The 12723-nt window shown below is 55.1% G+C and carries 11 protein-coding genes and 3 pseudogenes; 4 read left to right on the top strand and 10 right to left on the bottom strand.

The annotated features are described in order from the left end of the window. The first annotated feature begins 220 nt into the window (after positions 1-220). The 4 genes from GNZ13_RS41650 to GNZ13_RS41635 all read left to right on the top strand — a co-directional run bounded on the left by GNZ13_RS41650 (position 221) and on the right by GNZ13_RS41635 (position 3925). Positions 221-727, top strand: a complete 507-nt coding sequence (locus GNZ13_RS41650) for a hypothetical protein (protein WP_172176162.1) — start codon at positions 221-223, stop codon at positions 725-727. A gap of 81 nt (positions 728-808) precedes the next feature. Next, entirely contained in the window at positions 809-1774 is a 966-nt protein-coding gene (locus tag GNZ13_RS41645) for an amidohydrolase family protein (protein ID WP_172176160.1), read from the top strand. A 652-nt stretch (positions 1775-2426) separates the two neighbouring features. Then, the gene (locus GNZ13_RS41640; RefSeq protein WP_172176158.1) at positions 2427-3491 is read left to right on the top strand and encodes a porin; all 1065 of its coding nucleotides are present in this window, start codon (positions 2427-2429) and stop codon (positions 3489-3491) included. Positions 3492-3586: 95 nt separating this feature from the next. Further along, positions 3587-3925 carry a BON domain-containing protein gene (locus tag GNZ13_RS41635; protein WP_172176156.1) on the top strand — a complete coding sequence of 113 codons (339 nt, stop codon included), beginning with the start codon at positions 3587-3589 and terminating at the stop codon, positions 3923-3925. Between the two features lie 603 nt (positions 3926-4528). Here GNZ13_RS41635 and GNZ13_RS41630 read toward each other — a convergent pair. The 10 genes and pseudogenes from GNZ13_RS41630 to GNZ13_RS41585 form a co-directional block, all read right to left on the bottom strand. Then, positions 4529-4867, bottom strand: coding sequence for a metal-sulfur cluster assembly factor (locus GNZ13_RS41630; protein ID WP_172176154.1), 339 nt, complete (start codon positions 4865-4867; stop codon positions 4529-4531). Further along, positions 4860-5936: an amidohydrolase family protein gene (locus tag GNZ13_RS41625; RefSeq protein WP_172176144.1), complete on the bottom strand. Its 1077-nt coding sequence runs from the start codon at positions 5934-5936 to the stop codon at positions 4860-4862. Before GNZ13_RS41625 ends, GNZ13_RS41630 begins: the two co-directional genes overlap by 8 nt. A 33-nt stretch (positions 5937-5969) precedes the next feature. Then, the gene (locus GNZ13_RS41620; protein WP_172176142.1) at positions 5970-6917 is read right to left on the bottom strand and encodes a LysR substrate-binding domain-containing protein; all 948 of its coding nucleotides are present in this window, start codon (positions 6915-6917) and stop codon (positions 5970-5972) included. A gap of 16 nt (positions 6918-6933) precedes the next feature. Beyond that, positions 6934-7718, bottom strand: a pseudogene (locus GNZ13_RS54690) (IS30 family transposase). A gap of 172 nt (positions 7719-7890) precedes the next feature. Next, complete coding sequence (locus GNZ13_RS41610; protein ID WP_172176139.1) at positions 7891-9090, bottom strand: bifunctional 3,4-dihydroxy-2-butanone-4-phosphate synthase/GTP cyclohydrolase II; 1200 nt, start codon at positions 9088-9090, stop codon at positions 7891-7893. A gap of 57 nt (positions 9091-9147) precedes the next feature. Next, entirely contained in the window at positions 9148-9378 is a 231-nt protein-coding gene (locus tag GNZ13_RS41605) for a hypothetical protein (RefSeq protein ID WP_172176133.1), read from the bottom strand. Positions 9379-10119: 741 nt separating this feature from the next. Beyond that, positions 10120-10755: an NADPH-dependent FMN reductase gene (locus tag GNZ13_RS41600; protein ID WP_172176137.1), complete on the bottom strand. Its 636-nt coding sequence runs from the start codon at positions 10753-10755 to the stop codon at positions 10120-10122. A gap of 439 nt (positions 10756-11194) precedes the next feature. Further along, positions 11195-11842: a TetR/AcrR family transcriptional regulator gene (locus GNZ13_RS41595; RefSeq protein ID WP_172176135.1), complete on the bottom strand. Its 648-nt coding sequence runs from the start codon at positions 11840-11842 to the stop codon at positions 11195-11197. A 272-nt stretch (positions 11843-12114) separates the two neighbouring features. Next, positions 12115-12288, bottom strand: a pseudogene (locus GNZ13_RS53075) (IS4 family transposase); the annotation flags it as partial. Between the two features lie 67 nt (positions 12289-12355). Continuing rightward, positions 12356-12595 (bottom strand): annotated as a pseudogene (locus GNZ13_RS41585) (DDE-type integrase/transposase/recombinase); the annotation flags it as partial. Between the last annotated feature and the right edge of the window lie 128 nt (positions 12596-12723).

Genomic DNA, 12723 nt, shown 5'->3' with positions numbered 1-12723 from the left:
ATGTCATGGACCTTTTCGACCAAGCCGTTCTCATTTTGCAGTCACGGTGAAAAGTCTGAAGACCCGAAGGACGTTCACAAGATTCGATCGGGCCATCTGGATTTGCTGTTGGACTCGATGTGAAGACGGTATTAGCTTATGCGGTATGGACTGGCACGCATTGCCTTAAGGGCATGACGAGTCGGTTGGTTAATGTCTATCTATAAGAAGGAGACAGAATATGGCAACGGTGCAAACCCGTACCAAGGCGCTGATGTGGGAAGGCAAGCCCTTTTCGATCGAAAGCTATACAAACGGCCCCGTCTTTGTGGCCGACACCGACCTAAGCCGGGCAAACAAGGAAGTATTCGAACGCCATCTTGTCGCCGAATGGTCGAACGACATCGAAGAAACGATGGCGACGGTTCATCCGGTTGGTTCCTATCAAAGAATTCCGGCGCTCGGCGTCGATGTGAACAGCTTTAACGGCATCCGCGAATTCTATCTCGACCGTTTCGAGAAATGGCCCGGTCCAGCGCTCAAGTCTTTTACGCGCGTGACCATCGTGGACAATTGCATCTACGTCGAGGGAGAGTTCGATGTGGAAGCCGCCGGGGATGACCTGCAAAGTCTCAACATTTCCGGAACGTCGGTGAAATCACCATGCATGATCGCACTGGAGTGCCGGGACCGTCTGCTCGTTGGCGAGATCGTCTATATGGACAGCGGCGCGCTCAAGGTTTCCTGAGATCGGAAAGCGTAATAATCCGGCCTCTGCGGTGATAAATTGGATCGTCGCGACGAGCGAGTTGTCTCAACAGGAGAGAAGATGAGGATCGTAGCTCTTGAGGAGCATTTCCTTGTTCCCCCGCTGGTCCACGCCCATTTTGATGCCAGCAGCAATCCCGGTTATTCGCCAGAGAGTGACATCGTGCTAGGGGATCTCGATGTTGGCCGCCGTTCTGCCATGGACGAGCACGGCATCACCCAGCAGGTGATTTCCGCGAGTATGCCCGGGGCCGATCTTCTAGACGGTGATGCCGGAATCCGCTTCGCTCAGGAGACGAACAATCGCCTGGGCGAAGCCGTGCGTCGGCATCCGGGCCGTTTCGGTGGATTTGCGCATCTTCCGATGCGCGAACCTGACGCGGCGGCAGACGAGCTGGAACGCGCCGTCTCTGATCTCGGCTTTCGTGGTGCAATGGTGAACGGTCTCACAGATGGCCGCTTCCTCGATGACGAACGTTTCACACCGGTGCTGGCTAGGGCTGTCGCGCTCGATGTGCCGATCTATATTCATCCCAATCTGCCGCCGAAGGCAGTATATGACTGTTACTATCAAGGACTACCAGGGCGAACCGGGCCGTTGCTTGCGTCCGGAATATTCGGCTGGCATTCGGAGACCGCAATTCATGTCCTCCGGTTGGTGCTAGCCGGAACGTTTGAGAAATTTCCCGGCTTGACCGTGATCGTCGGGCATATGGGAGAAATGTTGCCTTTCATGCTCGGGCGTGCCGATGACGTGCTTATGAGCCGCGGTGCGAACCCGATCAGCCAGACGATCGTAGAAAATGTCTACATAACGACATCTGGTGTATTTCACATATCGCCTTTCCTGAACGCACTAACTACATTCGGTGCGGATAGGATCATGTTTAGCGTAGATTATCCCTACAGTGCTAACGCACCGGCGCGAAAATTCTTTGATGCTCTCCCGCTGTCTCCTGCTGATCGGATCAAGATCGCGCATGGCAATGCCGATCGGCTCCTTAAATTGGACGTTCCCACCAATTGACGCTTATGTTCAAACAGTAATGTAATTCATCGCGCGCTGCGTCACATAGGGTGTTGTTGCATTGGCCCGTTCGAGGCCGCCTGTGCTGACGCTTACACGCAATATTTGTGGAAATATCTCAGACAACAATCAGGAATCCTGCGCAACTACCGACTACTGCCGGGGAGATGCGCGGGGACACACGCAAACAAGCCAACTGGTGCTGCTCGAGCATATGCCGTCACTTTCATCACAACATCGCTCAGTCCAAACCACTGTTGGGGATAGTGGGTGCGCGACGTCGCTTCAATCAAAAACTGCCGACAATTCGTCTCCTTGGCCGGCGCGGCCGATGCAATCAGCGCCACGAATCCACTCCGCAGCAACACGCACGCCATCTCATCGAGAAGCACGCGCTTAAGCATGTGTCGGATGCTCAGGTTCAGATTCAAGTCAGGTTGTTTGATGCACATATTTTGCAAGACGGGCCTGGGATTGAACATCCGGGTCTGTGCAAGTCTTGAACCCTCTCCAAGTGAGAGGGGAATACGCTCTGACGATTTTTATTGAGAGAGCGATTTTCTTACGCGCAGTTGATGTGTTTTTGCTTTGCCTGAGTAATCGATACAGGATGATGTTGAACGTAACATATGACTATATTAGGAGACGACATATGAAAAAAAATATTGTTTGCGTGATTTTAACCTCGCTTGGTGTTTGCACGGCGCATGCCCAAAGCTCCCTGACGCTTTACGGACGCGTGGCTGCTGATATTGATTTCGTGAACCACGTTGCGACTTCGGACGGCAGCAAAAACCTCTTTCGGTTTGGAAGCAATCAGTACGGGGCAAGCTTTCTTGGTCTTCTCGGGAAAGAGGATCTTGGCGGGGGGACGAAAGTAGTCTTCAACCTGGAAAATATGTTCCTTGCGGGAACCGGCCAGACAATCGGGGATGCTTACTGGAATCGTTACGCGTACGTCGGCCTGTCAAACGACACCTACGGCAGTTTGTGGGCTGGCCGTGCAATGGTGTTGTCGGACGCGACGGAGTGGTACCTCGATCCGTTTGTCGCACAGCAGACCAGCGTCCTCAACTTTTCCAGGTACCGCGGAACTGGACAGGCGGTGAACGCTTTGACCTACAATTCGCCGGAGATGCACGGTCTTTCGTTTCGCGTGCAAAACGGCTTCGGGAATACCGCTGGTAACTTCAAGGCATCTCGAACATTCAGTGCAAGCGTGCAATATTCTTTGGGCGGATTCACTGGCTACGGACTCTACGACGAGCGTCGGGACGCGAACGGAAACTTCTCGGGCCTGTACAGCAACTCGAGAGAGTATATGGCTGGTGCCACGTACCAGCTGCAGGCGTGGAAGTTCTACACGGGCTACCAGCAACTGGTTTCCTCGGGATCGGATACTGTCGTCGATTCGACCAACACCGTTGGTGCAACACGAGCGAGTCAGGAGTGGGTTGGCGTGTCTTATCAGTTCAATCCGGCACTTCAGCTACAGGCTGCGTGGTACCACACCAATGTCAACCACGGCGGCGGAACTGCCAACCTCGCCGCCCTGGGCGCGACGTACAACCTTTCGAAGCGCACATTTATCTACGTGGTGGTTGCCTCAATGTTCAACGGCGCAAATGCAGCGTTTCCTGTAGAGACGCAAGATTCGCCACCTGAGCAGGGACATAATCAGCAAGGCGGATACGTGGGCATCATGCACATGTTCTAATTTAATTAGGAATCTCGCTAGCACGCGGCAACATTATGAGGAAGTTGAAAAGCGATGAAGTTTTAGGCTTTTGATCCCTATTAGGAGATATCCCGATGAGAAGTACGTTTTCGGTTTTGGTGGTTTGCCTTCTCACGTCCGCGTCAATGGGTGTGTATGCCCAGACGAGCGGAGCTTCTACCCCAACGCCCCAATCAACAAAGTCGAGTAGGGCGGCTGATCGCGCGCTTTCGAAGGCAGTACGAGCGGCCCTGATTAAGGCAAAGATTGTCGACACACCGACCATCTCTGTGCGTGCGAAGAATGGATCGGTCACGCTCGCAGGCTCGGTCAGGGACCAGTCTCAAATCGAGCGCGCCGGCGAGGTCGCCCGGGCTGTAAGTGGAGTAAATTCGGTCGACAACGCTTTGACGATCCGTCAGCCCGGTAATTAGAGTCAAACCGCTCTGGGTGTCATTCAATTGGCCACGCCACCCAGACGGACGTTGAGGCCGCGTAAAACAATACAGTGAGGTGTGAAGCGTCAAGAGATTGTTTCTCTAGGTGGTAATGCTGGCCATCGGCGCGATGCCGCTGATGGCCCTGTGTGCGGTGTCAGTTGTAGTGATACTCCAGCTCGCGTGGCCTCGCTGCGACGTGCGGAGGTTTGCTATGTCCGGGCATAGACCCACTCCGGCAAGGCTGATTGAATGAATTACTCAGGCTCGCCATTGGTCTGGAGATGATCCACCTGAGTAGATTGTCGCTGGATGCCCTGCTCTTGGCCGGTCCGAGCAAATTCGCGCGAACGGAAGAAGCACAGCGGCTACCACCGGCGCTCACTGGCCGAGAACCTGACATTACGTCCCAAGACGCCCACTCGCCCCTAGCCTGTGAGCGCGCACGAGACCTGCTCGTAGGCAACCAGGGTGTCACTGTGCGTGAGCATGTTCAACTTCATGGCTGTGCTCGCACGCCCGAAGTCCGTCCGTATCGCCTGAATCCAAGAGCCAAGTCAGGTTATCGGCTTTCGGCATGTCAAAGAGAAAGTACGTTGTTCATGACAATGCCCGCATCGGCCGCAGGCGGCGCAGTTCGGCGCGGGGGCCCGCCGCCATCATGTCCGGAGTCCATTCCGATGCAGGATCGACTGTGCAGATGACCTTGCTGACGCCAGGCACTCGCGCCACCACCTGCTCCACCTGCGCGATGATATTGGCCGCTTGCCAGCAGACCGGACTGGTCAAGCGCAACTCAACGTGCGCGACGCCGTCTTCGCTCAACGTTACCCCCCTCACCATTCCCATGTCGGGCAGGCTGATTGGAAGGCCTGTCGCAATCGAACAGGGATCGACCACCTGATCGAGTATGGTTCGAATTGCAGCGGTGTCAGGCATTGGCAACCTCCTGCACAGTTGAGAACGGCGCAACCGGCCCATTTGGCCGCCGGCGCGCGAATTCGTCGTCGCGCGTAGCGGAAAGGCGGGCTTCGAGATCGAGCCCCGTCATTCGACCATAATTGTCGAACAGGATCGCACGCTTGGCCGGGAGATCGAGTTGCGGAAGACCAGTGCCCTCGATCAGCGCCTCGGGGAAAGCGAATTCGCGGACGAACGCCTCCAGCAGCGGTTGGGGATGGAAGGCCATAGCTCCGGTACCCCACAGGATCCGCTCGATAGCATGCTGCCCTCCTGGGCCGATCAGCGCCGCCATCGCATGAAGAAATGCCGCCGGGCGGTTTGCCGCCAGAGCGCTAGTGATCTCCAGATTGACATATACATTGTCGAACCGCGCGAGTTGCCACGCCGTCTCCTCCAGAAACGCCATGCCTCCGTGGACGATCTCGAAATTTAGCCCGGGGAAAGCCATGCATGCCCGGTCGATATCGTCGACCTTGTAATGCTCCATGGGCACAGGCCCGAGCGGGAGTGCCTTATGGACAGCAATGACCTTGATCCCCAGCTTCTCGGCACGTTCGAACAATGGGAACGCGATCTCCGGATCGTCCATTTTCCATCCGCGTATCTCGCTGCCAACCCAGCTGTTCGGATAGAGCTTGAGTCCGACCGGACGCAGCAGTTCCACCTGCCGCTCCAGTTCATCCAGCGCGGCCTGACCGGTCATCGGATCAACACCGCAGTAAGTGATAAACCGATGCGGCCATCGCGCCTGGGCCTCAATCGCCTTTTCCAGGCTGCACAACCCATCCTTGAACGAGAATATGGGCAGAACATGATAGACGGCGAGATCGGTGTCACTTTCGACGAATACCTGCTCAGCCGCCTCCTTGATGGACCAGTCCCGATAGAATTGCGCCTTCGTCGGTGCGTAGCCAGGCCGCGCCGTCGCCAATACTGACCCATAGACGAGATCGCATAACGGCGCAGCGAAGCGATTGGCGTAGTTAGCCGCATCCATATTGTAGGCGTGGACGACAGCATCTAAAACGGGCAGACCATCAATCATCGTTTCCCTCCCCAGTGATTGTTAGAAAGTATCTCAATCGACTTCACTGACATCCAGAACAGAAAACTGACTGAGTGATCTAGTTTCAAGATCAAGTGACGTGCTCTGAACTACTCGTCGGAATTGATTGATCGCGACATTGCTACTGGTCGCCGTCTTTCGCCACGCGATCAGCAGCTCGTAATTGGGTAAGGGATCGGTCAGGTACGCATAGGATGCGCCTGTAGAAAAGTATTCTGCAACCCATTCCGGTGCGAGTGTCACACCGATCCCGGCGTTTACTAACGACATCAGCGTATGAAGCTGCTCAGCCTCCTGTGTCACCCTAGGCATGTACCCCGCCCCCGAGCAGGCTGCGACGATCATCTCCCCCATCCGAGTCCGCATACGCGTTGGGAATAAAACGAAAGGCTCATTCGCTAGTTCTCGCAACGCGATATCACGGCGACCGGCGAGGCGGTGTTGCTTAGGTAGTACAGCTACAAAGGGGGCAGCAGCGAGGGATTCGGTACAGATATCCCCATCCAGCGGCACAGGTGACGGAACTATGGCGAGATCAATCGCGGAGGTATTCAGCGCTTCGATCTGCGAGATGCGATCAAGTTGTCGCAATTGCAGATCAATCGACGGGGCCTGACTGCGAAACTCGCTTAAGATTGCAGGCAAGGTGGCCCAGACCGCGACATCAACGAAGCCGATCGTCAAGCGGCCGACCGTGCCGCGAGCGCAAGCGCGCACCCGATCCAGCCCCTCGTCCGCCCGTTGAAGGATCGCATAGGCTTCTGGCAGAAAAATCTCACCTGGAATGGTAAGACCAACCTTCTGGCCAATGCGTGTGAACAACGTGAAGCCAACTTCCTCCTCCAGAAGCTTGATTTGCCGGCTAACCGCCGACTGAGCGACATTTACCTTTTCAGCCGCACGACCGAAGTGCAACTGTTCGGCAACAGCGACGAAATATCGAATCCTGCGCAGGTCCATGGGGCAGCCTCAAGAGTCAAGTGCAACGTTTGGCAAGTCCAGCGTTTAACAATTCACTGGCCATTACTTCCGCGGGCGTATCCCAGCCAAGCGTCTGACGAGGCCGGCCGTTGAGCAATTTGGCGATGTCGTTGAGCTGGATCTGTGTGACTGACGAAAGGTCCATCCCTTTGGGGAGAAACCAGCGGGGCAAACCGTTGGTGTTCTCATTGCTGCGGCGCTGTCGGGCGCATGCGGTTCGGCAAACCAAATATCAAGATTCAAACGTCTGGACAGATCGACATGGCAGGTCATTGCCGTTCCGCGATCGTAAGTCAGGCTCTCACGCAGAAGTGCTGGCAGCTTCTTCATCAGGCGCGTGAAGCCCTCCAAGGCGCCCTGGGCCGCGCGACCGCTCATACGGCATAGCACGATGAAACGCGCCTTCCGCTCACCCAGCGTGCCCACGGCGGAACGATTGCGCACACCCTTGATGAGGTCGCCTTCCCAATGGCCTGCCAACGGCCGCAATTCAATCTCCTCCGGCCAGTGAGCGATGTGCAGCGCCTCGAGCACGAGTCCGCCGCAGACAAGCAGCTTGCGCCGACGCTCGCAACCTTGCCGACGAACGAGGTACGTCGACGCTACACGTGTCGCATCGTAGTGCGACGTGGCCGCACCGCCGTTGCGCACCAGTTCACGCGAAACTGTCGAGGCGCTTCGCCCAAACAGTCGTGCAATGGCCTTCGCGCCGCTCCCCTTCCGATGTTCGACCATGATGACCGCGCGCTCCTGCGTGCTCAGATGCTTGTACTTCGTCATCGCAACGCCTTACTTGATTCAAGGTGTTGTACTTCAAGCCAGAAACTAAGCTGTATCACCCACCGGACAAGGCGCGCACCACAGCCCCACCAAGATGGGTTCGACAGCTACGACCACAACATCGAAAAGGCGCGTCGCCCGACAAACGCGCTCAGCTTCTGTTTTGCAAAACTCAGTCCAACATGTGTCCGAGCACTGCCTGTTTTGTTTTCAGATAGGAAGCGTTTTCGCTGTTTGGTGCAGTTACGAGGGGCACGCGTTCTTCGATACTCAATCCGAACCCGGAAATGCCTTGATACTTGCGCGGGTTGTTTGTCATCAGCCTCATCTTTGTCACGCCCTGGTCCTGGAGAATCTGAGCACCAACCGCGTAGTCTCGCGCATCCACCTGAAGACCCAACTGCAGATTTGCCTCAACGGTATCGAGGCCCTCGTCTTGCAATGCATAGGCTCGCAGTTTCTCAGTCAATCCGATGCCTCGCCCTTCGTGCCCCTTAAGATAAACAACGACACCGCTGCCTTCTGCTGCGATTCGCTCCATCGCCAGGTCAAGTTGTGCGCGGCAATCACACCTGATCGACCCGAACACTTCTCCGGTCAGACATTCAGAATGAACACGCACGAGAGGAGAGTCGTTTCCCGACAATTCGCCCATCACGAGCGCGGCGTGTTCCTGCCCCGTGATCGTTTCCCTATACCCGTACACCGCAAACACACCATATCGGGTGGGCAGACGCGCGACCGACATGCGTTCTACGATGCATTCATGCTTGCGACGATATGCAATCAAATCTTTGATCGTGACAGTGGGCAGCGAATGCGTGCGCGCGAACGCCATCAATTGCGGTAACCTCGCCATAGTTCCATCGTCGTTGACGATCTCGGCCAGCAAGCCACCAGGTGCCATCCCTGCGAGTCGCGTGAGGTCAACCCCTGCTTCGGTATGTCCAGGACGGCGCAATACGCCGCCGCGCACAGCACGCAATGGGAAAACGTGCCCCGGCCGGCTAAATTCCGCGGCGTCGGCATTCTCGTCGACGAGTGCCCTGACAGTGATAGCACGGTCGGCCGCCGAAATTCCTGTCGTTGTACCGATGCGGTAGTCCGTGCTCACCGTGAATGCAGTACTCATCGAATCGCTATTGTTCGCCACCATAAGCGGAAGCGATAGCGCGTCCAAACGCTCTCCCGGCAGCGAGATGCAAAGCACTCCGCTCGTGTAGCGCACCATGAAGGCAATGTCGGCCTCTGTTGCAGCCTGCGCAGCCATAATCAAGTCGCCTTCGTTCTCGCGGTTTTCGTCATCCACTACGACGACCATCCGCCCGGCCGCAATTGCGTCAATTGCGGTTTCGATCGAATCTGTTTTCACTTCCTTTTCTCCTTCATTCTCAAGTCAATATGGCACGGGCGGCAATAGCGGCAGGTTCTAGCAATCATTGCGGGCCTCGCGGCCTTGAGTGTTCAGCGAGTCGGCTGGGGCCTCCGCTTCGGTCGGCACCTGACGCTTAGCAACAAATGGGACTGTGACCACCACCGCCTCAGCAAAGCGTCGCAACGCCTGCAACGAACCATGCACACTGCTGTATTCCTGCGTGCCGATACGACCATCAAGCGTGACCTGCATCCCTGAAGCGATGGCTAGTTCGATAATGTCCATCAGTCGTCTCCTCCTACACATGGGTTCCTTGCGAATCATGGCCAGCAATCGACTTACATGATGAGGTTCCCTGGTGCCAGTTTTGTCCCGTACAACAAGTACACTTACGTCGCGACGCAATTAATTAAGAGTGAACGTTGGTGTCTTCGACGCAGGAGGAGACACATTCCATGACCCATCGTCGTGACGGAAAAAAAATATTTTCATTGCACCGCCAGTCCCAATCGATTCGAAACACACGCAGCGACCTACAGACGAATGCACACGCGATGTTCGCGTAAGTCGATTGGTGCCCTCAGACGTCGAACCAAACCATTTCTCAATGAGCCACCGCAGCGAATTTCCACCCGCAGCCATTTCAACCTCCTAATTTCCTTTCTTTAGATCACTCACCCCGCCTTCTCCTCACTGCCGACCGAATCCGCTCGAAAGTTATCGTACGTGTGCGCATGCTGCGGCTCGCTTCGCAGTTGGTGCGCTTCTTGAAGTGCCATGCCAGCCTGCGCCGATGATAATCATCGGCCTCGCCGCAATACTATCGAGATGCCGGCAATATCCGTCTGCGAGAACACAAAAGTCTGCGAGAACACAAAATATTCTAGAACCATCAAATATTTCTATTAATATAATTTAGTAGTATTTAATAATTACAAATTAACACATTCCCGTCAAAATTACCGCCTGAATTCCGTCAGGATAAAATATCCAAATTCCAATCTGAAATATTACAAACCTCCGACTCTAACCAACACGAAATTTGGCGGGGTCTGTACTCCGTTCGTCCGAGTTCCTCAATGTGGCCAATTTCTTCATCCGAGCGAACTCCACGACTTGCCGGCCAACGGTTTCTAGCGAATTGGCTACCGCGGAGTCAATACATTCATCGTTCACAAAGATTCCACTTGAACTATTGATCGCTGCTCCAAATGGCGTAGGCCACCCACGCAGTGCGTGAATAATTGTCCGTAATGTGACCAAGGTACTGCCTGTCGCCTGCCACCCATAAGCCGTTGCTATCAGGCCAACCGGAACACCTTCCAAATACGGGCGATCGTCCTTAGCCGTCTCTTCAAGATAGTCAATTGCATTCTTCAAGAGTCCAGAAATAGTTCCATGGTATCCAGGGCTTGCAATGATCACTCCATCGGCAGCCCTGATTGCTTTCAAAAGCAAGATCGCGCGTGGTGTGTCAGCGGCATTCGACGTGAGATAATGGGGCAACGATGCAAGTGCTTCGCAGCCAAAAATCTGTACGTCAGCCCCCGCACTCTCGGCTGCGGTCAATGCGATCTTGAGAGACTTTTCAGTAGACGAACCTGGCGTAGACGTACCACCTAGACCAACTACGAAGGGACGAAAGATATCTTCAGACGACATCGTAAATCTCCAGAAATTGCTGAGGAAGCGCGGAAAAAATAGCCCCCCGGACTCGTTATATTCGCCTTGATTGCCCGAGACCAGCCAGAGTTGGAAGCGGTAAGTTCTTCAAGCCGCATCACATCGCCATCGCGCTCCGGCAAAAAACCTAAGGAATCCATACAATTACGTCACCACCAACCCCCTCATCTTTCCTCGTACGAGATCCTGTGCGACCAACGTACGGGGACTACACCAAAAATGCTTACCAACATTGTTAGTTCACACGGACCCGGTCGTCACTCGAGTAACTGCGGAAAGTACTCGTCAACAATCAGCTCCAACTGCTATTCAATGTCAACCGCGTCCAGTCATCCATCTCTTTTGTTTCCGCAGTAACCCGGAACGACGCTTCTTTCACGGCACCATTGCGTGCGGCTATTGCATCTGGAGTTGCCGGTCAGTCAACCGCATCTTCTCGCCATCGAATTGCCCCAACAACCATTTTCGTTAGCGTTTCGATCAACTCAGAGTCATCCGCGTTTCGACCCAATAAATCCAAGTCGCCATTTTTGACGACCCAACTGTAGCAGGTGAATTCAACCATCGAGCAAAGCACGGAGCTTGCGACCTCCGGATCAACGCCCGTGCAATAACCGCGGCGCTGCGCCAGGCGAATGCGAATGCTAGCGATGCGAATGCCCTGTGCACGAATCTGCCTCCACATGTCCGCGAACGACTCGTTCACCATCGAGGCCTGAAAGACCGCTACGGCAACCGCCCCGTGTTCGCGGTAAGCGCGCCAGAACGAACGTACAACCTCGCGCAAATTGTCAAAGGGGTCCAGTTCGATCCCGCTGGGCGCGCCAATGTTGTCTTGCACTGCGATCCGGAATTCCTCAGCAAGCGCCAGTAGCAGTTCCTCCTTGTTTCGGAAATGCTTGTAAAAGGAACCGATTGCTTTACCCGCCTCTTCCGCGACATCACTAATCTTCGCGTTGACGTAGCCGTCTCGCGCCAACACACGACGACCCGCAGCCTTGATTGCCGCTTCCGTCCTACTACCCTTCGCGCCTTTGCGAGAACGCCCCGCCTGTTCGATTGCCATGCCTGAGTTACCCACCTATCCGACTTCCATACAGACAACTATAGCAGCTAACTTCAATAAATGAAAGTGAGCTCCCATTCACCTTTTAATAGGGTCTGAATCTCATTGACGCCATCGTGACGCGCTTTAATTCACGTTGCTGGCCTTGGAATTCCGCAAGCGCCTCCGCGCAACGGCTTTTCGGCGTCCATTTCTATCGCGCCATCTCACGCCAGTCGGACCCAGCGGCGCGGTAGGTTGTCACCTAACGCCCGGCCACTGAACCCATGTCGTTATACACAAGTGTCGTTACCAACGTCATCGCGTAACAAACCGGTTGTTTCTGCGGCGATATGAACTTTCGTGAATCCCTTCCAGATGGTTTCCGAGCCGGTTTCGCCGTCGCCCTTGCGATCGAGGAATCCGCCCAGGCGAGCGACCAACCGCAATACCTCATTGAGCTTGGGTTGCGCCGAGGGGCTCTGTCGCGATAACGATCGCCAGGTGAGGAAAGTCTAATATGCAGAGGACTACTTATGCCGCCAACGAGTAGAATAGCCCGGCGGGAGTTTGTTGGGCGCCATTGCCTTTCATCTGCCCCTTGGCAATCACGGGCGCCACCTCGATGCCACCAAGCAGGATGCGGGCGCACCGGAAATTTTTGAACCCGAGCATGGGTCGGGTGCGCCGCTTGATCGCGCGGTGGTCCTGTTCGATGATGTTGTTCAAGTACTTCGTCTGGCGGATCTTGATAGGCGGTTCGCGCTCGGTATTGAAGTGAATCACCACGTTCGTAGAACGTGGTTTCGCATTAAGCCCCCCATAGGGGGGCACACCTATCGGCCCTTCTGAGAAGGTCCTCTACCGGGTTCCAACTGAAGTTGCTCTTGATGCATCTCTTC

This window comes from Paraburkholderia elongata (assembly GCF_013177735.1).
GTDB classification, from domain to species: Bacteria; Pseudomonadota; Gammaproteobacteria; order Burkholderiales; family Burkholderiaceae; genus Paraburkholderia; species Paraburkholderia elongata.
Note: the sequence above shows the minus strand (reverse complement) of the source record. Positions and strands in the feature narration are given on the sequence as shown.